21 protein-coding genes are annotated in these 19,854 nt (G+C 47.1%); 5 read left to right on the forward strand and 16 right to left on the reverse strand.

Going from position 1 to position 19,854, the window contains the following annotated elements; genetic code table 11:
- Positions 1-21 precede the first annotated feature (21 nt).
- Both GPL15_RS23915 and GPL15_RS23920 read right to left on the reverse strand, forming a co-directional pair.
- Complete coding sequence (locus GPL15_RS23915; RefSeq protein WP_215701197.1) at positions 22-153, reverse strand: DUF1963 domain-containing protein; 132 nt, start codon at positions 151-153, stop codon at positions 22-24.
- 124 nt (positions 154-277) lie between these two features.
- The gene (locus tag GPL15_RS23920; RefSeq protein WP_215701198.1) at positions 278-1,045 is read right to left on the reverse strand and encodes a hypothetical protein; all 768 of its coding nucleotides are present in this window, start codon (positions 1,043-1,045) and stop codon (positions 278-280) included.
- Positions 1,046-1,413: 368 nt separating this feature from the next.
- Here GPL15_RS23920 and GPL15_RS23925 point away from each other — a divergent pair, with 368 nt between their 5' ends.
- Positions 1,414-1,851, forward strand: coding sequence for a hypothetical protein (locus GPL15_RS23925; RefSeq protein ID WP_215701199.1), 438 nt, complete (start codon positions 1,414-1,416; stop codon positions 1,849-1,851).
- 105 nt (positions 1,852-1,956) lie between these two features.
- Here GPL15_RS23925 and GPL15_RS23930 read toward each other — a convergent pair whose 3' ends face one another.
- The gene (locus GPL15_RS23930) at positions 1,957-2,475 is read right to left on the reverse strand and encodes a GNAT family N-acetyltransferase (RefSeq protein ID WP_215701200.1); all 519 of its coding nucleotides are present in this window, start codon (positions 2,473-2,475) and stop codon (positions 1,957-1,959) included.
- 22 nt (positions 2,476-2,497) lie between these two features.
- Positions 2,498-3,004: a DMP19 family protein gene (locus tag GPL15_RS23935; protein ID WP_215701201.1), complete on the reverse strand. Its 507-nt coding sequence runs from the start codon at positions 3,002-3,004 to the stop codon at positions 2,498-2,500.
- Between the two features lie 251 nt (positions 3,005-3,255).
- Here GPL15_RS23935 and GPL15_RS23940 point away from each other — a divergent pair, with 251 nt between their 5' ends.
- Positions 3,256-4,656: an MATE family efflux transporter gene (locus GPL15_RS23940; protein WP_215701202.1), complete on the forward strand. Its 1,401-nt coding sequence runs from the start codon at positions 3,256-3,258 to the stop codon at positions 4,654-4,656.
- Positions 4,657-4,752: 96 nt separating this feature from the next.
- Here the strand turns inward: GPL15_RS23940 and GPL15_RS23945 are convergent, their stop codons facing one another.
- From GPL15_RS23945 to GPL15_RS23960, 4 genes are all read right to left on the reverse strand, one after another.
- Entirely contained in the window at positions 4,753-5,697 is a 945-nt protein-coding gene (locus tag GPL15_RS23945; protein WP_215701203.1) for an Rpn family recombination-promoting nuclease/putative transposase, read from the reverse strand.
- A gap of 373 nt (positions 5,698-6,070) precedes the next feature.
- Positions 6,071-7,714 (reverse strand): carbohydrate-binding domain-containing protein, encoded by a 1,644-nt coding sequence (locus GPL15_RS23950; protein WP_215701204.1) that lies wholly within the window; start codon positions 7,712-7,714, stop codon positions 6,071-6,073.
- On the reverse strand, positions 7,711-8,385 hold the full coding sequence (locus GPL15_RS23955) for a DUF4956 domain-containing protein (RefSeq protein ID WP_215701205.1): 675 nt from the start codon (positions 8,383-8,385) through the stop codon (positions 7,711-7,713). Before GPL15_RS23955 ends, GPL15_RS23950 begins: the two co-directional genes overlap by 4 nt.
- On the reverse strand, positions 8,378-9,097 hold the full coding sequence (locus tag GPL15_RS23960; RefSeq protein WP_215701206.1) for a polyphosphate polymerase domain-containing protein: 720 nt from the start codon (positions 9,095-9,097) through the stop codon (positions 8,378-8,380). The genes GPL15_RS23955 and GPL15_RS23960 overlap by 8 nt, the downstream gene beginning before the upstream one ends.
- Positions 9,098-9,255: 158 nt before the next feature.
- Here GPL15_RS23960 and GPL15_RS23965 point away from each other — a divergent pair, with 158 nt between their 5' ends.
- Together GPL15_RS23965 and GPL15_RS23970 are read left to right on the forward strand one after the other, a co-directional pair.
- The gene (locus GPL15_RS23965) at positions 9,256-9,933 is read left to right on the forward strand and encodes a response regulator transcription factor (RefSeq protein WP_215701207.1); all 678 of its coding nucleotides are present in this window, start codon (positions 9,256-9,258) and stop codon (positions 9,931-9,933) included.
- On the forward strand, positions 9,926-11,164 hold the full coding sequence (locus GPL15_RS23970) for an ATP-binding protein (protein WP_215701208.1): 1,239 nt from the start codon (positions 9,926-9,928) through the stop codon (positions 11,162-11,164). The genes GPL15_RS23965 and GPL15_RS23970 overlap by 8 nt, the downstream gene beginning before the upstream one ends.
- On the opposite strand, the gene GPL15_RS23975 is transcribed toward GPL15_RS23970, so the two are convergent.
- The 7 genes from GPL15_RS23975 to GPL15_RS24005 all read right to left on the reverse strand — a co-directional run bounded on the left by GPL15_RS23975 (position 11,165) and on the right by GPL15_RS24005 (position 17,458).
- Positions 11,165-11,908: an amino acid ABC transporter ATP-binding protein gene (locus tag GPL15_RS23975; protein ID WP_215701225.1), complete on the reverse strand. Its 744-nt coding sequence runs from the start codon at positions 11,906-11,908 to the stop codon at positions 11,165-11,167. It abuts the gene before it with no gap.
- A complete protein-coding gene (locus GPL15_RS23980) occupies positions 11,908-12,717 on the reverse strand; it encodes an amino acid ABC transporter permease (RefSeq protein ID WP_346345033.1) in 810 nt (269 codons plus the stop codon). The genes GPL15_RS23975 and GPL15_RS23980 overlap by 1 nt, the downstream gene beginning before the upstream one ends.
- A 75-nt stretch (positions 12,718-12,792) precedes the next feature.
- Positions 12,793-13,662 (reverse strand): transporter substrate-binding domain-containing protein, encoded by an 870-nt coding sequence (locus GPL15_RS23985; protein ID WP_215701209.1) that lies wholly within the window; start codon positions 13,660-13,662, stop codon positions 12,793-12,795.
- Between the two features lie 85 nt (positions 13,663-13,747).
- Positions 13,748-14,011: a hypothetical protein gene (locus tag GPL15_RS23990; RefSeq protein ID WP_215701210.1), complete on the reverse strand. Its 264-nt coding sequence runs from the start codon at positions 14,009-14,011 to the stop codon at positions 13,748-13,750.
- A gap of 21 nt (positions 14,012-14,032) precedes the next feature.
- On the reverse strand, positions 14,033-15,451 hold the full coding sequence (locus GPL15_RS23995; protein WP_215701211.1) for an FAD-binding oxidoreductase: 1,419 nt from the start codon (positions 15,449-15,451) through the stop codon (positions 14,033-14,035).
- Positions 15,452-15,455: 4 nt separating this feature from the next.
- Positions 15,456-16,658, reverse strand: coding sequence for an electron transfer flavoprotein subunit alpha (locus GPL15_RS24000; protein ID WP_215701212.1), 1,203 nt, complete (start codon positions 16,656-16,658; stop codon positions 15,456-15,458).
- Positions 16,655-17,458, reverse strand: a complete 804-nt coding sequence (locus GPL15_RS24005; RefSeq protein ID WP_215701213.1) for an electron transfer flavoprotein subunit beta/FixA family protein — start codon at positions 17,456-17,458, stop codon at positions 16,655-16,657. The genes GPL15_RS24000 and GPL15_RS24005 overlap by 4 nt, the downstream gene beginning before the upstream one ends.
- A gap of 413 nt (positions 17,459-17,871) precedes the next feature.
- On the opposite strand from GPL15_RS24005, the gene GPL15_RS24010 reads away from it, so the two are divergent.
- The gene (locus GPL15_RS24010; RefSeq protein ID WP_215701214.1) at positions 17,872-19,359 is read left to right on the forward strand and encodes a hypothetical protein; all 1,488 of its coding nucleotides are present in this window, start codon (positions 17,872-17,874) and stop codon (positions 19,357-19,359) included.
- A 283-nt stretch (positions 19,360-19,642) separates the two neighbouring features.
- On the opposite strand, the gene GPL15_RS24015 is transcribed toward GPL15_RS24010, so the two are convergent.
- Positions 19,643-19,854 (reverse strand): hypothetical protein (locus GPL15_RS24015; RefSeq protein WP_215701215.1); only part of this gene is annotated, 212 nt, incomplete at its 5' end.

Here is a 19,854-nt window from a genome sequence, read left to right on the forward strand (position 1 = left end):
CTTTTCTATCTGCTAAGCGCTCTAACTGCACTGCAAAATCAGCCATATATTATCAAACATCTGATCTTTCAGATCCTGTTTCCGTATCCAGAAATAGATATGTCCGCAGTCTCCGAACATATATTCCATATCGTCGCTTTCAATGGTTCCCATTCATCAGTTGAATAGCCGCATTCCTCACGGCATTGATCATATTCTTCCCATTCAAACTCCATATCCGAAGCCTCTTCTGGAAAATCCCCCAAACGTTCTGCCCACTGTATCAATTTATCGTCTGCTAAATCTCAATTCTTTTCCAAAAAAAGTTCCAGTCCTCCGGCGGATTCCCGTCTGTAAACTCCTGGAAGAGAGAACAGACTTGCTTTTTCGTAAGAATTTGTGATTCAGGAACTCTGACACGGAAATCATTGATTGATACAAATGCATCTGCAGCCAGACTTTCCTGTTTCAGATCTGCACGCATATGCTGATATGTTACAGCATCTATATATTTACGCACTTCAACGATAAAAGCATCGTTAAATCCACCGGCCTGGATATAATTTCCATAGCGGTCCGTCAGACAGACACTGCTTCGTTCTATTGTTTTCATTTGCACAAGAACCTTTCGGATCTGCTCATAGCTGTATACAAAATGCTTTCCGTATTTGATCCACTTGGCTTCCAGCACCATCGGCCATTGATCCGCAGGGAGCGTAATGGGAAATGCACGGTCAAAGGTCTGGCTGACATCCCAAAAAGCCAGGTTTTCTATCTTTGACTGACGTTTTACAATATCATGGGCTTCTTCGGCAACCGAATATCCAAAACACAGATAGACAAAATCTTCGTGCACCTCATATTCACAGGCATATTCCCATCGTTCTTCGGCACAGTGATTCATGGATGGAAAAACCTTTTGTAAATTTTCTAAAAATGCACGGAAGATGGCCGGCGGCGTATCCGGCAGCACATCATATTCCATATGGGTGCGAAACCACTGACGCAGGGGCCCCAATTCATAGGGAACCTTTAAATGATTAAATACCATTAAATCATAACTCATAGACGTCCTCCAAAATACCCTTTCTGACAAATCCATTTCCCGCTCTGTACAATTTGTGGTGCGGCCACTGGGAATTAGCCCCATTTTCAAATGATCTATCTTGATCAGCAGCCGGGTACAGTATTGTTTCCATTCTACCATAATTCGTCAATTCCGTCCATCCGGCTCCCGCTTCTCCCCCACTGGGGTGCGGGGCCCGTGACCAGGTCAGACTGGTTCCTAAAGTCCGGCCCTCCCGCCGCCGCGTCCCATTTTTATGGGTGATTTTCTGCAATTAAAAATCAATTTTACAACATCCTTTTTAATTTTTGCATAAAACGGCCACATATTAAATAGATTATAACAAACACATACGGAGGTTCCCCATTATGAGCTCCAAAACCAAAATTGTAGTCTTACGTATGAAGGAAATTATATATACTGCCATTTTCATCGGCCTTGGAATTCTGCTTATTTCTCTTTTTCTGATCATGTTCCATCCGAAAAAAGATACCGAGACCGCATCTTCCGGCCAGGCTTCTTACATACCAGGCGTTTATACGGCTTCGCTGACATTAGGGAATCAGGAGGTCAATGTAGAGGTAACCGTGGATGCTGATCATATAAACACCATCACGATGAGACCGTTAAGCGATTCCGTTACGACCATGTATCCTCTCATGCAGCCCACCCTTACCGATCTGGCTGAGCAGATCTGCAACACACAGTCACTGGAAAACCTCTCTTATTCCAGCGAAACAAGATACACCTCCACGGCACTGTTAAATGCCATCGAAACCGCCCTCAATAAGGCAAAAACGAAGTGATTCCAATCACTGCATCTGAGTATTGTCTCTTGCAGCGGATTGGTTCAGCGGGAAAATGAAAAAGACAGATACGTTTTTCGCACGCGTCTGTCTTTTATTCATTTCCTAATCATTTAAGACCTTCTGATAAGCTGCCCTGGGACTTCCGTCTTCTTCTGTACCCACAATATAGATAATCCCACACCGTTTAAATCCAAACTTTTCCACCGCTCTCTGCATGGAATGGTTGTCCGGGTGAGTGTCATTGCGGATATTTTTAAATCCCCATTCTCTGCAGAGCTTTTCTCCCTCTTCAAACAGTATTCCGGCCAGCCCCTGTCCTTTCCTGTCCTCTTCCACGCATACCCGGTGATAGGAAACGTAAGGTTCCTGGTTCAGCCAGCTCCCATCAATTTTCCGGTAAGCCTCCTCATCCCCTGAAGCCACGGTAATCATTCCCACAACCTGCCCTTGGTCTTCCAGCACATAGCTGATCCCTTTTTCCAGATCCTCTCTCAGCACCGTTTCATTGGGGTATCCCTGCTGCCACTGGTCAATTCCCCTGGCCTTCATAGAAGCTTTGGACTGGTTCACCATCTCCATCATCCGCGAAATATCCTTCTCCTGTGCATTTCTGAATAACATATCCATACCTCCTGCTGCCCTTTTAATAGGTGGGAATGCCTACAATCCCTTTGAAATAAAAAGCTTTCCTGTGATTTTTTACATATTCGGCAACCGCCTCGTCGATTCCTTCCATGTGATAAAGCTCGTCGTCCAGATCTTCAAAATCCGGCTCCAGTTCTTCCATCTGCTTCCAGCGGTTTTCTCTCTCCTTATCCGGATAACCGCCCATTCTCTCCGCAGATTTCTTTATAATTTCATGCAGGCCGTCAAGCCCTGCTGCCTTGGCCCCATTCATTGCATCTTCCCATACGATTCCTGTAGAATTGCTGTAAAACTGGTCATGCCCGCCATTATAGACTTCCGCCAGATACCACTGCAATGCAAATACATATCTCTGTTCCATGGCAAACGGCTTCAAGTCCGCTTCATAAACCTCTTCCCCATCGTAAATGCTGACCTGCCACCACAATGGCCCGATAATATCCTGAACATCTCCGGAATCGATCTTTTCATCATCAATGATAATCTCCGTATCCTGAACCGTCATCTGTCTTTCTCTCCTTACGCAAATTAATGTATGCCTGTAGTTTATCACAGCTTCCGGCCCGTTTCAATCGGAATAAAACCGGGTAACAGTTCAGACCTGTCTGAACTGTTACAAAACCGGACATTAAAACTTCAAAACTCTCCCAACATCTATTGCCTTTTTTCTTTGCACCCGCTATAATGATATACAATTTACCTGTATCAAAAGGCGATACATAACGATTCTATTAAATGTGAGGTCAAAGCAGGAATATGAAAAAGTCAGAAATGCAGGCATCCGGTGCAATGGAGCACAATCAAATAACGGAAGGAGTGATCTGGAAACAGCTTCTTCTGTTTTTCTTTCCCATTTTATTCGGTACGTTCTTTCAGCAGCTTTATAATACGGTAGACGCTATCATCGTCGGACAGTTCGTGGGAAAAGAAGCGCTGGCTGCCGTGGGCGGCACCACAGGGACTTTAATCCAGCTTCTGGTTGGATTTTTCGTAGGCCTTTCTTCAGGCGCCACGGTCATTATCTCCCAGTATTACGGAGCCAAGCGGGCCGATAAGGTTGGATATGCGGTACATACTTCCATCGCCTTCTGCATTGCCGGAGGTGTGGTCATGATGGCTGGCGGCATTGGCCTGGCCCCATCCATTTTGAAAATCATGGATACTCCGGACGATATTTTATCCTATGCCTCCCTGTATATCCGTATCTATCTGTCCGGAATCATCCCCAACCTGATCTATAATATGGGGTCGGGCATTCTGAGAGCCGTCGGTGATTCCAAACGGCCCCTGTATTTTTTAATTGCCGGATGTTTTACCAATATCGTACTGGATATCCTGTTTGTAGCCATTCTGAATATGGGGGTTGCAGGAGCCGCGCTGGCTACCATTTTGTCCCAGGCGGTCAGCGCCGTCCTGGTAATTGTCGTTTTAATGCGCACTGCCGATGTGTACCGGCTGATCCCCAGCCAGGTCCGTTTAGACAGGAGAATGCTGAAACGGGTAATCCGCATCGGTCTTCCTGCCGGGCTCCAGTCGGTTATGTACAGTTTTTCCAACATCGTGATCCAGGCAAGCGTCAATTCCCTGGGTACGGATACCATAGCCGCCTGGACCGCATACAGTAAAATTGACAGCGTGTTCTGGATGATTATCAGCGCATTCGGCATCTCCGTCACCACGTTTACAGGGCAGAATTTTGGAGCCGGCAAGCACGACAGGGTTCGAAAGGGGATACGGGTATGCATGGCCATGAGCATGGCTGCTTCTGTTTTCCTGTCTGCCGGCCTGTACCTGATCGGGCACGCGTTTTTCCGCCTGTTCACCTCGGATGCGGCGGTTATTTCCATCGGTATGGACATTCTGCATTTCCTGGTTCCTACCTTTATCACTTATGTGGCCATTGAGATCTATTCCGGCGCTTTAAGAGGCGTCGGGGACTGCTGGCTGCCCATGCTGATCACCTGCTTAGGCGTCTGTGTCCTGAGAATCCTGTGGATCGTAGCCGCTGTTCCATTCCACAGAACCATTAAGATGATCGTATTCAGTTATCCGCTCACATGGATTACTACAACAATTTTGTTTGTGATCTACTTTAACTTTTTCAGCCGCTTGAAAACCAGGAAACTGAGGTTTCGCAGATCATTTTTGAGACATTAATAAGAATAGGAACCGCCAGGGCCATAATCCGCGGCGGTTCCTATTCCTTTTATACCGTGAACCTTTCAGATAACAAATATAAACCGGTTACAAAATTCACTGAATATATTTTTTCACCATCTCATCTTTAAATGAATCATCCGTTTCCAGACGTTCGATCTCTTCCTGGCCCATACCGTCCTTCATCATTGCTTTAATCAGCCCCAGCATAAACTGTTCGCCCGACGCTTTTCCTTTTTCCCATCCCTTACTAAGATAGTACTCCCTAATCGTTGTCTCATCCGATAATTCCATCTCTTTTTTCAAATATCTGTACCGCAGTTCTTTATCCGAATTGATCTTCTCCATCTCTTCCACCGCAGCTCTCATATACTCATTATTCTCAGCCATTTTTATCAACACCTTCCAATCTTTTGCCGATATCAGCTTTGCCCATTTGTAAACTTCTTCTCCCAATTCTTCTTCGGAGACATTGTCTAACTGCTTTAAGTATAACATGCGCAGACTCAGTTTGTCACTATATATGGTATGGGTTTTCTCGTCCATCAGCCTGATCACGGAATAATAATGGTCTGCATGAGGCAGGTCAAATCCTAAAATGCTGATCTGTATGCTTTCCTCCAGTTTGGAATAATTCTCTCCTTTTGAAAAACCATCTACGAACATCTTACTCAGATAAAACAGGGAACGTTCCTCCCAATACGGGTATTCCAACACTTGTATTTCGATATTAATCCTGCGCTGGTTGTTCAAATGAACCCTTACATCCAGTATTCCTTCCCGCCCGTCCTCATATTCACCGTCTAAAAATGTATCCGGAAATTCCAGCTCTTCTATCTTTCCGGCAGGCATATCCAAAAGCGCGCTTAACAGCCCGGTCAACGCCTTCTTATTATGAAATGTCTTTTTAAATGCAAAGTCATTGATCAATCGGATATTGAGCTTACACTCACTTTCTGCCAGCTCACGAATGAACTTTTCCTTTTCATTCCTATCCACTAAATTTCCAGTTAAAAATTCTTTGTTCTTGCTCTCTTCCATACACAATTTCTCCTCATGCGCTAATTTATTAAAATGGGATCGCTGGCAGATTTGCCAGATTAATTCAGAAGCAGAAACTTCTGAGATAAGTCCTTTTACTTTAACATAAATTTGCTTTTATTACAAGAGAGACCGCATAGAAAACCAGAATGTGAGTAGCAGTTCAGATGGGGAAAATTGATAAAGAAAGCAGAGACAAACTCGTTTGTAAGGAGCTTTCCTTATCAATTTTCACTTCGGATGGCCATCCGATGCTTCTGAACCGTTTTTTTCATTCAAGAAGATGAGCCATTTAAACTGTTACGAATATGATATTATTGGCCTAAACACTCGTGAACTGTTTTTCCCAGAATTATTCCCCCCTAAATTGTCCTTACTGTTTACGTTCCGGTCCACCTTCCGTCCCCGGGAACCCCATCCCATTTTCTCCCTGGTTCATTCCCGGTCTTCCACCCATTCCGCGTCCGCCCTGGCCCCCGGGCCCGCCCGGCATATTTCCCGCTGCCCTGGTTCCCACCGTGGTAATCATTCCGGTAATGGTAACTTCCTTAGTATCCTCTCCAACCATAATCTTATAGGTTCCATCCGCCTTCAATTCAGGAGCGCTTATCACAACACTGGAATACTCTTTAACCGGCTTATATGAGACGATTGCCGAGCCGGAACCATGTTCAACCCTGATTTCCGTTCCCGCTGCCTGAGTATTTTCGAAATAGACGATAATGCTGTGCTGCTCAGAACTCTCCGAAAATCCCTGCACCATTCCCGAACTTCCGGCCGCCATCACCACGCCGCCGGTGATAATTCCCTCCCCATTATAATCCAGCGCCCCGTCTCCATTGCCGGACGGCCCACTGATGTAGAGTTCTCCGCCATCCACATAAAAATGACCGTTGGAATCAATTCCGTCAGCCGATGCATCTATCGTGACAATACCGCCTGCAATTCTGATATACGCATTCTCCGAAACCTCGAAACTGCCATTTTTCCTTCCGCCGCCCATAGTTTTATTGCCCGAAGTTATATCTCCCGTAGTTATACCTCCAGAAGTTATATCTCCCATAATTATATTTCCCGAAGTTTTGCTATCCGTATCCTCCACTGCGTTAAGCCCGTCATCCGTAGATTTTATATCCACACTTCCGCCATTAATGTCAATCGTTAGGGCTTCAATTCCCTCATAGCTTTCCGCCACCTGGATAATTCCATCGTTGATAACCACTGAACCCTTGGACTTAATTCCATCATCGCCGGCTTGAACTGTGACACTGCCTCCATCCACCACCAAAGAATCTTTGCCCTTTATCCCATCTTCTTTGGCCGAAATGTCGATTTCACCGGATAATAGGTAAAGGCTGTCCTTACTTCTGATCCCATCACTGTAATTTCCCGTCACTTCCAGCCTGCCGCTGCCTTCTATAAACAAATCGCTTTTGGTAAAAATTGCCGCATCCGGCTCATCTTCCCCCTCCTCCAGCACATATTCTGCGCTGTCTGCAACTTTATTCACAGTTCCGTCCACTAATTTCAGCCTTATTTCTCCGCTCTTTATCCCCAAGACGGCGGACAGCCCGCTGCTGCTGATTTCAAATCCGTTAAGTTCCAGTATGACCACATCATCTTTGGACGCGTCCACCACAATTCTGCCGTCCGTCAGGGTTCCAGAAAGCCGGTAAGTCCCTCCCTTTGAAATGGTGATAATTCCCGCTTCCTCCGTTGCGCCTCCGCCTTCAATGGTCACCGTTTTCTGACTGCAGATGATATCGGTCTGATCCCCGGCAGATTTTTCCGTTTCCCCATTTGCAGAAGCTTCCTTTTCTGATTCCGCTTTGGATTCTGTTACTGGTTCCGTTTTGGATTCCTCATTCAAAAGTTCCATTTCCTGTACCGAACCGCCCGCCGCTTTCCCCGGCTGGCACCCTGTTGTTGTGGATACCAGAATAACGGTTAAAAACAGCTTTCCCATCCACCGCATCACCATCTTATATTTTTTATTCTCTCTCAAATACCGCATCATAATTCCTCCCTTTCCGCTGCGAACCTGCCGCATATGATAGGAAGATTTCCATTGCGGCACCGCAGATCGTCAATAAAAGCCTTTTCCTGATTCTCATGTTTCAGATCAATTTGATACTGTAATTCAAAAAGGCTTCCCATGTTAACGGTTTTCACCTTTAAAAGCTCTGATTTTTTCAGGTACTTTTCAAATACATCGTCAAATACGCCGTAATAATCCAGGTTTTCAGGAATGGTTATCTTCAGTTCACGCCTGCTGAAATCCGTATTGCCGCCAGGAATTAAAATTAAAAGAACCGTCATTCCCCCAGCAATCATCAGCAAAACCGCCGCCAGCCCAAGATATCCCATTCCTGTGGCCAGACCGATGGCCATTGCCAGAAATACGCTCTGTATTTCCCTGGAATTGCCCGGAAGAGAGCGGAACCTGATCAGGCTGAACGCCCCCATGACCGCGACCCCGGTTCCCAAATTCCCGTTAACCAGCATGATCACTGTCTGAATGATGGCCGGAAGGATTACCAGCGTCATCATAAAATTTCTGGAACAGTGGTTTTTATAGGTATGGACTGCAGCCAGCACCAGTCCCGATAGAATCGACACTCCTGTACAGAGTAAAAATTCCATCAGCGAAAGATTTGTTTGGGTTGTTAATAAAATACTGTTAAGCACAGACACTCCCTCCTGTTTCATTTCTATGTTTCAAAATATAATTTTTATAGTAAGTCCCGTATTTGGAAAATGACACCGGGAAAATGCCCAGCTCGGAAAATAAGGCGCCCATCCATACCGGCATGGCCTCCGGAATTTTCACCTCCATTAAAACCAGGTCCTGATCCAGCACATTTACACCAAAACTTCCCCTCTCTAAATCAAGAGCGTAGGATCTTCCTGTAATATCAGTGTCAAAAGTCACCCGCAGTTCAGAATTCTCATTTCCATAATAAGCGGTTCTGTCATACGACAGATATACCGCCGGTATCAGATGATATCTGCGGATTGTATAGTCCAGCTCACGAAGGATCTGGCTGTCCTGCCGCGGTTTACAATGTTCTTTCAAATAATCCTCCGCCTCGTTTAAATTCATAGCCGCCCTTCTTTTATACACCACGCCGCCAAACTTCTTTTTCAGTTCTAAAAATACCGTATCTCCGCCTGATGGGATGCCGTAACTTCTTAAACGCACCTTTTCCTTATATTCCGGTTTTTCCAGAGAAGTTCTGATTAACTCATAATCCAGAGTATCATAATAAATATTGCAGATTTTATGTTTTCCATAGTGGTCCATGGTCATCCGCCCGCTGAAATAAGCCATCAGCCGTTGGAACTGGGACCGGGTCAGTATATATTTTTTTTCATAGCGTTTAAATACTTCCTGTGCCATTGGATTACCTCCTTTTTGTTTGATGATGGGGGTATCTTACCGGTTTTACCTGAAATTTACCTTAAAACAGCTTTTCAGCTTAATTTCAGTTTGAGGAACTATACTTTTCCATATATAATAGGACTTAAACAACTAAACAAAGTCAGGAGGGCTGAGCCATGAACATATTGATTGTAGAAGATGAAATCCGTCTGGCAGAGGCGCTGGGACAGATCATGGCAGAACAGAAATATCAGGCTGATATCTCCAATGACGGAGACGACGGCCTTTCCCTGGCCCTTTCAGGCGGATATGACGTCATTGTTTTAGATGTCATGCTGCCCGGAAAGGACGGTTTTCAGATCGTTCAGGAGCTGAGAAGAAATAAAATAAAAACCCCGGTGATCATGCTGACCGCCAGGGATGACGTGAGGGATAAGATTGCAGGGCTTGACAGGGGAGCCGATGACTATATGACCAAACCATTTGTGCCGGAAGAGCTTCTGGCGCGGATCCGCGCGCTTTCCAGACGTCAGGGAGATGTGGTAATCGAGGAACTGGCCTTTGGGGATCTGCTGCTCAAGTTCTCTTCCAATGATTTGTGGTGCGGCCCTAAATCCATCCATTTGAGCTTTAAGGAGTTTGAAATCCTTAAAATCCTCATGAGCAATCCCAAATCCATTATTTCCAAAGAACAGTTGATTTCAAAAGTATGGGGAAGCGATTCCGACGCAGAAGACAATAATGTGGAGGCCTATATCTCATTTCTGCGCAAAAAGTTCTTTTTCCTGGGGTCAACCGTGAGTATCGGCGTTGTACGGAAAGTAGGCTACCGCCTGGAGGCAGACCATGATTAAAAAACTTCGCAGAAAATTTATCCTGATCAACATGATCTTTGTAGCCAGCATTTTAACCGTGGTGCTGGGAACTCTCTATTATACCAACTACCAGCGCTCGAACAGGGAACTGCGGATGATCATGAAACAGGTGATCCAGTTCAATAACCGGCCCCAGGATCACAAATTTGAGATCAGACGCCTGCCGGAGCCTAAGCCGGATCAGCGTCAGCTCAGGAACCTGATGCCCATATTATTGGTAACTCTGGACAAGGAACAGCAAATCGTCAGCACAGAAACCCAGAATGTAAAATTTGAAAAGTATCAGCTTCAGGCGCTGGTGGATGCGGCGCTTTCCCTCCCCTCTCCGGAAGGCAGAATCAACGATTATGGCCTTCTTTACCTGAAACAGGACACGCCGGAGGGAATGAATATCGTCTTTGCCGACCTGACCCTCTTTAAATCCAATATGAGAATGCTGCTTTTCAATTACCTGGCCATTTTCACCGCCGGAAGCGCCGCCTTTTTTATCCTCAGCCTCTTTCTTTCCAAATGGGCCCTTACGCCGGTGGAGCGGGCCTGGGAGCAGCAAAGCCGGTTCGTGGCTGACGCTTCCCATGAGCTGAGGACGCCCCTGACCGTGATCTTAGCCAACTTAAAGATTCTGGCGGCCCATAAAACGGACACCGTTCAAAGCCAGGAAAAATGGCTTGACAACACCCAGGAAGAGGCAAACCGGATGAAACAACTGGTGGAAGACCTCCTGTTCCTGGCCAAATCCGATGCCCAGGCCACCCAGACTATCATGGCGGATCTGGATTTCAGCAATCTGGCATGGGAACGCGTCCTTCTCTTTGAATCCCTGGCATTTGAACAGAATCTGACGTTAACCAGCCATATTGCCCCCGGAATCCATCTGACCGGCAATGAAAGCCAGATCAAACAACTGCTGACAATTCTCCTGGACAACGGCTGTAAATACGCCGGAAAAGGCGGAACCGTCAATTTGACATTAAAAAAAGAACAGGATAAAATCCTGCTCTCTGTTAATAACAGCGGCGATCCCATTTCCCCGGAAGATATCGGCCATCTGTTTGAACGCTTCTACCGGGCCGATAAGTCCAGGGTGCGGAAAGCCGGCGGATACGGCCTGGGGCTTTCCATCGCCAAATCAATTGCCGAAAGCCACCACGGAAAGATAGCGGCCAGCAGCGATCCGGCTCACGGGACTACTTTTGTTGTGACCTTCTGATTATCCCCGCATAAAGCGGCTTAAAAACTCCTTGGTCTGATGGTTTTTGGGATTGCTGAACAATTCCTGGGGTTCTCCTTCTTCCACAATCACACCGCCCGCCATAAACACCACATGGTTCGACACATCGCGGGCGAATGCCATCTCATGGGTCACGATAATCATCGTAAGCCCTTCATCCGCCAGGGTTCTCATAACCTCTAAAACTTCTCCCACCATCTGCGGATCCAAAGCCGACGTGGGCTCGTCAAACAGCAGAACCTCCGGCTCCATGGCTAAAGCTCTGGCGATTGCCACACGCTGTTTCTGTCCGCCGGAAAGCTGACGCGGTTTTGCATTGATATAGGGCGCCATGCCCACCTTTTCCAGATACATCATGGCATTCCTCTGGGCGTCTTCTTTTGACTTTTTCAATACTTTGATCTGCCCAACCATACAGTTTTCCAAAACTGTCATATTGTTAAACAGGTTAAAGCTCTGAAATACCATTCCCACTTTGGCACGGAAACCGGAGGGGTTCACTTTGGAATCCGTAATATCCGTATCATGATACAGGATTTCCCCTGTGGTAGGGGTTTCCAACAAGTTGATACAGCGCAGCAGGGTGGACTTACCCGAACCGGAAGCTCCGATGATACAGGTGACATCCCCCGGACTGACCGTGAAATCAATATCCCTAAGCACGACATTGGTGCCGAATGTTTTGCTCAAATGCCTGATCTGTAATACGCAGTTGTCCGCCATCATGCTTCCTCCTTTTTCTTGTTCTTGTCGTCCGGATAACGGTACATGCCGCTGGTATGGGCCAGTGTATCCGTCGTGGCCAGGTCATAATTGTCCGGCCCGTCCATCTTTTTCTCCCAGAAACGCAGGATTCTGGAACAGGTAAAGGTCAGGATGAAATAGATCACCATTGCGATGGCAAAGGCTTCAAAATAAGTATACAGGGCTCCTGCAACGCTCTTGGTCGCATAGAACAATTCTACCGTCCCGATGATGGACAGTACGCAGGTATCCTTAATATTGATGATCAGGTTATTGCCGATCTGAGGCATGATATTGCGCAGTGCCTGAGGAAGGATCACGCTGGTCATGGTCTGGAAATGGTTCATTCCAATGGCCTTGGCTCCCTCTGTCTGCCCCGGATCGATGGACAGGATTCCGCCGCGGACCGTCTCCGCCATATACGCCCCCGTATTGATGGAAACAATGAAGAATGCCGCAAACCACATGGACATGTTAATATTGAATACCGCAGCGGAACCAAAGTAAATGAACATGGCCTGAGCCATCATAGGGGTTCCTCTGAACACTTCCACATAGATATTTAGAAGGGCTTTTACAATCCATAAAAACACCTTTTTCACCACATTATCATGCTTTTCCACCGGAATTGTCTGGACAATTCCTACTGCAAACCCGATAATGCATCCGATCAGCGTGCCCACAAGGGCGATGACCATAGTAACTCCCGCCCCTCTCAAAAAAGAGGCGCTGTTCCGCTGGAGAATATACACAATTCTTCCAAAAAAATCTGAAGGCAAAGAAGACATAATTTTACTCCTCACTTTTAAAATGGCACGGGGCTGCATCCGCCTTCCCGTGCCTGTACTGTGTTAACGCCTGTCCTATTGGGAAAGAGGCTGAACCGCAATCGCATCATCCATCATCTTGGTATAATCGTCTGCTGTCATCTTTCCTAAAACGCCGTTAATCGCATCTTTTAATTCCGTATTGCCTTTCTTCAAAGAGATGCCGATATTGATCTCTTCTTCGGAAACCTCAAATGCCCCTTCCGTTTCAGAAAAATCCAGAAGCTTGAAATCGGGATATGCCACGCATGCGGCCATTCCGGTAGGCATATCGGTCACGACCAGATCACATTTGCCGGAATTCAGCGCTACCAGCATAGCCGGAGCCGATTCCTGGGCCGGAAGAACCTTGGCATCCGGAATCTGAGGAAGGCAAACATTATACCAAATGGTATTCTGCTGGGAAGTGCAGACCGCGCCTTTTAAATCCGCCACACTCTTGGCATCCGCATAGGCGCTGTCATTCTTCACAAGAGTGATGATGGACGCATAATAATAAGGTTCTGTAAAATCCACGGATTCCATACGTTCCGACGTGATGGACTGGCCCGCAATTACACAGTCCACTGTTCCCGACTGTACGGCCGGTACAAGGGCATCCCAGTCTAACTTGACAATTTCCAGTTCATAGCCCAGTTCGTCAGCGATCTTCTTAGCCATCATAACGTCATAGCCATATGCAAAATCCGGGCTTCCCGAGATCGGAACCGCACCGTTGGAATCATCCGGCTGCGTCCAGTTATAAGGGGCGTATCCGCATTCCATAGCCACTTTTAGGGTTTTCGCGCCATCATTAGCTGCCGCTGTCTCATCCTTTTTTTCGCTTTTTCCGCCGCATGCGGCCAACGACACCGCCATGGAAACAGCGAAAAATGCCGCCATCGCTTTCTTCAAATTCTTTTTCATAATCTCCTCCGTCATTCCAACACTTGTCTAATGTAATAAATAGAAACATTATAATGGATTCGTTTCCCGGTTGTCAAGGGAAAACCTAGATTCGATCGGCAATTTCTTCAAACAAACGTGCTTTATCGCCAAAATATGACTTTGCAAAGACATCGGCCTCTTTACAGGCGCTTTCCATATCCCTGCTTTTCAGATTTACGGAGATGGAATCCATACCCGCCTCAATGGCAAGGTAAAAAGCCGAATCATCGTCTGCGGTAATCAGCAGATTGATTTTCTGGTTCTCCGCCTCCACCCGTTTGTGGGCGATTGTATTTTCCTCGCTGTAAACCATCCAGTTGTTGACCATCGTTCTCTCTCCCTTTGCCCGTCACATATTGTCAAATTTTATCATTTTGCCCGGATTTAATATGTTCTTCTCATCAAATGCCAGTTTAATGGAACGGTACAGATTATACATCCTGGTTCCCACAAAATCTTCCAGATACTCCAGACGGCCGTTTCCGATTCCGTGTTCGCCGGACATCTGTCCGCCCAGTTCTTTGCTCTTTGCATAGAGTTCTCTCAATATCTCTTTTGTAGCCGTGTTCCACTCCTCTTCTGTAAGCTGGTCGCGGAGAATTTCCGTATGGATATTGCCGTCCCCCGCATGGCCTACGGTGATAATCCGTACCCGGTGTCTGGAAGCGATTACTTTGGCAGCCTTCACAAATTCGGCGATTTTATTTCTCGGAACCACAACATCACATTCTTCTTCTGAAGTGGTATCCGCCTTCATCCCCTCTAATACGGCCCCTCTTACGCTCCAAACCGAGCCGATCCGCTCTTCCGTGTCGCAGAACAGCACGTCCAGCGCTCCTGACGCCATGCAGATCTCGGCCGCGTCATCACAGTCGCGTTCGATCTCTTCCTGGGAATTGGCGTCAAACATCACAATCAAATACGCATTGCCGCTGTTGTCGGGAAAATGTTTCCCCAGCGTTCTTTCCACAATCTCCAAAAGGTCGGCCTCCATGAGCTCAATGGCCGTAGGAACCAGATGGGACTGAAGAATCTTAGGTACGGTTTCCACACAGGTCTCAATGGTATCAAAGGGAATTACCAGGGTCCGGGTACATTTGGGGGCTGGAATCAGTTTCAGGGTGACTTCCGTCAGCACACATAAAATTCCTTCGGAACCGATAATCAGGTCCTTGATATCAAAGCCTGTGGTATTTTTCACCACGTTGCTGCTGAAATTGACGATTTCACCGTCAGGCAGCACCGCCTCTATGGACCGCACATAATCCCTTGTGACTCCATACCGCACGGCCCTCATTCCGCCCGCGTTGGTGATTACCGTTCCTCCGATAGAAGCGGTCCTCTCGCCGGGATCAGGCGGATAAAACAAGCCATTTTCCGCTGCAGCCGCAGCCACTTCTGATAAAAGCGCTCCCGGCTGAACCGTGATGGAAAGGTTCTCCATATCGATTTTCACTATTTTATTCATCTTCATCAGAGAGAGCAGGATTCCGCCGTATTTGGCCGTAGCGCCTCCTGCCAATCCTGTCCCTGCCCCACGGGCCGTAACCGGGATATTATTTTCATAAGCGAACCGCATGACTGCGGACACCTCTTCCCGGGAAACGGCTTCCACCAGCACATCCGGCGGAAAAATGCCGTATTCCGGCATCTCATCGTGATAATACTCTTCCTGAATCCGCTCCTTTTCATAAACTCTGGACGGATCGGTCACAGACTTTAAATATTCGATATGTTCTTCATTGATCTTAGTATATGGATAAGGCATCCTGTTATACCTCCTCATTTTCTGCTATTAATTTTAACTGTTCGATCAGAGCAGGTACTGCCTGATTCAAGTCATCCACAATACAATAATGGGCTGTTTTAAAAATTGGCGCATCCGGGTCCTGGTTAATGGCCACAATGCATTCCGCCTGGTTCATGGCGCTGGTAAACTGAATGGCGCCCGACACGCCGCAGGTGATGATCAGTTTCGGTTTCACCGTCCGCCCGGAAAGGCCGATCTGTTCCGCTGCCAAACCGTATCCGGCTTCCACCATAGGCCTTGTATAGGCCACTCTGCCGCCCAGCTGATTCGCCAGTTCTTTTACCAGTTTCATGCCGTTCTGGCTCTTAACGCCTCTGCCGGCAGCCACCAGCACTTCCGCGTCCTCAATTCCTTCTTTCTGCTGGGGAATCCTGGTTTCCAGAATTTCAATGCCCGACTTTAACATTTCTTCCGTCACACTGCACATAACCAGCTGGCCGTCAGGGTTTTCCACCTTTTGGGCCCGGTCCATCACTTTATATCTGACTGTAGCAAACTGGGGACGGTGGTTCTGAATCAGGATTTGGGCCATAATGTTGCCGCCAAATGCCGGGCGGATCTGTACCAGGTCCGTATTTTCCCGCATTTTCAAACAGGTACAGTCTGCCGTCAGGCCGGTGTGGAAACGAGCTGAAATCCGAGGCGCCAGAGAACGTCCCACGCTGGTGGCTCCGATCAGCACCACCGACGGCTTATGGCTGCTTATCACATCTTCCATCACATTGGTATAGGTATCCACCCGGAAATCAGCCAATTCTTCCGCTTCGTAGACAAAAACTTTTTTCACGCCGTATTTCAGCAGTTTTTCCGCATTTTCCGCGGTGCCGTTCCCGCCTGCCGCGATCACGCATACGCCGAATCCAACCGGATCTGCCAGTTTAAGCGCCTCGCCAATCAGTTCATAGACACATGGATGAATCTTCCCGTTGGCCTGTTCCATAAATACATAAATATCCTTCCACTGGGATTTATCCACCTTTTGATCCGGTGTTTCTTCAATGTGTACCGCATTCTGGGGACAGGCCTTCACGCAGGCGCCGCACATCCTGCAGGCCGCATTGATTTCTGCCCTGTCTTTTGTAATCTCAACCGCCTGAAATGCACAGGCTTCCTTGCACACACCGCAGCCATTGCACAGGCCGGCATCTATGGTTAACTGTTTCATGCTCTTCTGCCCTCCACCAATTTTTTCTTTTGAAGGATTTCCACCAACTGCTTCATCTTCTCCTCCGTCTGGCCTTCCAGATAAACCTGGCGGATCTCAGCCTCCGGCGTAAAGATCTTTTCCACATTGGTGGGGGAACCGCTTAACCCATAATTTTCTTTGTTCTGATCCGCAAAATCCCGCAGAGTAAGCATTCTCACCGTTTTTCCCGCCGCCGCTTTCTTTCTCTTATAGGAAGGAAGTCTGGGAACAAATATCCCGCTCTCCACCGTAATCAGGCATGGAAATTCCATTCTGGCGGACTGCACGATCTCTTCGGATTCCCTGCTCACGCTGATGCTTTTATCATTCACATCCAGAATACCGGACACCCAGGAAATATGGGGGATGGACAGATGTTCCGCCAGAGCGGGCCCGATCTGCGCGGTATCCCCGTCCGTGGTCTGCTTTCCGCAGATAATCAAATCACAGCCGCCGATCTCTTTAACCGCCTCCGACAGCGTATAAGAAGTTGCCAAAACATCACTTCCCGCAAAAGCCCGGTCCGATACCAGCACTCCTTCGTCCACACCCATGTTAAATACATCCCGCATCATCTCTTCTGCCTGGGACGGCCCCATGGATATGGCTGTAACAGTCCCTCCCACCTGTTCTTTTATCCTCAATGCGGTTTCTACCGCATATAAGTCATAGGGGTTGGTTTTGGACTGCGCCCCATTTCTGATGATCACTCCCGTATCCGGGTCCACTTTAACTTTATTGGAGGCCGGTACCTGTTTAATACAAACTACAATTCTCATGCTTAAAGCCCTCTCTTACAGTATTTGTTTAAACTTTAACAGTTTAAAGTATTGTCTTGCTGAATTTTAACATATTGTGCGGATTTTATCAACTGTTTATACACAATTTAAACGGAATCGTTACGGCGGTGCTACAGCAGGAGATACTGGCAGTTTTCGATTCAGACAATGTTACAAGCCACGTTACAAGCTATATTCCAAGGTATATTCCAGGCCATGTTCCAGACCATGAAATGGAGACGCTTCCAAAGATGGGTACAGATTCGCCTGCCACAGAAGTAAATTTCCAAAATCGAAATATATTATCTTTATTGGAATTGTTTGGCAGAATCCGGTACGCTACAATTAAACCAGAAAAGACAATGTAAATCCCAAAATATTCAAGATCATTTAAAAGAAAAGAGGCGAACGATATGGCTGCTGCTAACATGCCTGCCAAGAAGCAGGATTCACAAGCCGTTTATCTGATGAAATTATTGGTGGGACTATTTTTCATGTTCGGGTTCGGATATGTAATCCCTCCTTTTGCCACCGTGACAAGACTGGGTGTTCAGGTAATTGGTATTTTTATCGGTGTCATCTGGTTTTTATCCTGGTTTGAAATGACATGGCCTCCGCTTTTGGCTATTCCGGCCCTGGTATTTACCGGCTATATTAAAACTGCGGATTTTATCACTTCCATGCTGGGAAATACCACTGTTTTTCAAATGATTTTACTGATGGCCCTCTGTTTCGCAATCCGTCAAAGCGGAGCCGGAAAAGTGATTGCCGGATGGTTTATCACCCGGAAATGCCTGAAAGGCCATCCTGTTTTATTCTGCTGCGTATTTCTTTGGGCATTCTTTATCGCTTCAATCTTTCTCAGTTACGCTTCTTTCTTTTTAGCGTGGGAAGTGCTGGACAATGTATTTAAGGTTACAGGATACCAAAAACGTGAAAAACTTCCAATCTTAATGATTATCGGCACATTCATGGCCGCATGGCTGGGCTACTGTTCCCTTCCCATCGCCGGTCTGCAGTTAGCCATGGTTGCCAGTTTTAATTCCACCATGGCAGTGTATGGGATTGAACTGGATACTGCAACCTATATCATCTGCGGGCTGATTGTGGGAAGCGCTGTTGCCGTTGCGGAAGGCCTGTCCATCCGTTATATTTTCCGGGCCGACATGTCCCGTCTTGCAGACCTGGATCCTGATGAAATGGGCATTGACACTTCAACCCTTCATTTTAACAAACAGCAGCTCATTCTGTTGTTTGCGTTCCTGATCGGTATCGGCTTCAGCATTGTCAGCAGTTTTGTGCCAAAGGAAAGCGCTTTGGGCGTCTGGATGGGAACCATCACCTTATACGGCTGGTTCGCCCTGATATTGACTTTCCTGGCCTGGATCAAATTGGATGGGAAACCGGTATTCAACATCGGTGAATCTCTGTCAAAGGGCGTGATGTGGGGCGCAGTTCTCTGTACCGGCGCCTTCGTCGTAATCGGCGGAGCCATTACTTCCGACGCCTGTGGGATCAAAGCCGGAATCAATGCGCTTCTAAATCCATTATTCGGCCAGATGCATTGGTTTATTTTCATGCTCTTTGCCGTGGCCCTGACTTCCATCATCACCAACCTGATGTCCAATCTGTCCACTGGCGTCGTTATCATTACGATCATAGCCCCCTTTGTAGTTAACTATATGGATGCCGGAATCAATCCATCCGTACTGGGATGCGCCATCACGATATCAGCCATGCTGGGCATGCTGACCATGAGCGCCGGCGCCTGGTCCCCAATGCTGATCGGAAATGAATGGATTGATTCCCAGCCCCTTGTTTTAAAATATGGGGCAGGGATGGTGGCCATATACATTGCGGTTGCAACGGTTTTGTTCGGGGTTTTGGGGTATGTCCTGTAAAGATTTTTTTGGATGAATTGGGATTTAATTAGTGAAAGTTACGCAGAAAAGCGGGAGAAGGGGGCGGACAGACGGCCGGATTTTTGGAAGGGGCCAGGCCGAGGGGCATCCGTCGGGGATGAAAACCAGCTTCCAACCGTAAGAGAAACTAAGACTCCAGGGATAAAAAAAGACGGTGCGATGCCCATTCACGGTAAACTCTTTATGGACTTTACCGTTCAGTGGGCATCTCAGAAACTGATTTGGTTTTCAGTTTCTGCCCGTCTTTTTTCATCCCTGGAGCCTAAGTTTCGCTAACGGTTTCCAGATGGCTTTCATCCCCGACGGATGCCCCTCGGCCTGGCCCCTTCCAAAAATCCGGCCGTCTGTCCGCCCCCTCCTCCCGATTTCCTGCTGGTTTTCTCTGGCTAAAGTTATTAAAAGCAAATTTAACATAAAGGGCGAAGGCATTTTCGAAAATGGCTTCACCCTTTAATGTAAATCCCCACACCATTT

It is taken from the genome of Clostridium sp. MCC353 (assembly GCF_018785315.1).
Classification (GTDB): domain Bacteria; phylum Bacillota; class Clostridia; order Lachnospirales; family Lachnospiraceae; genus CHH4-2.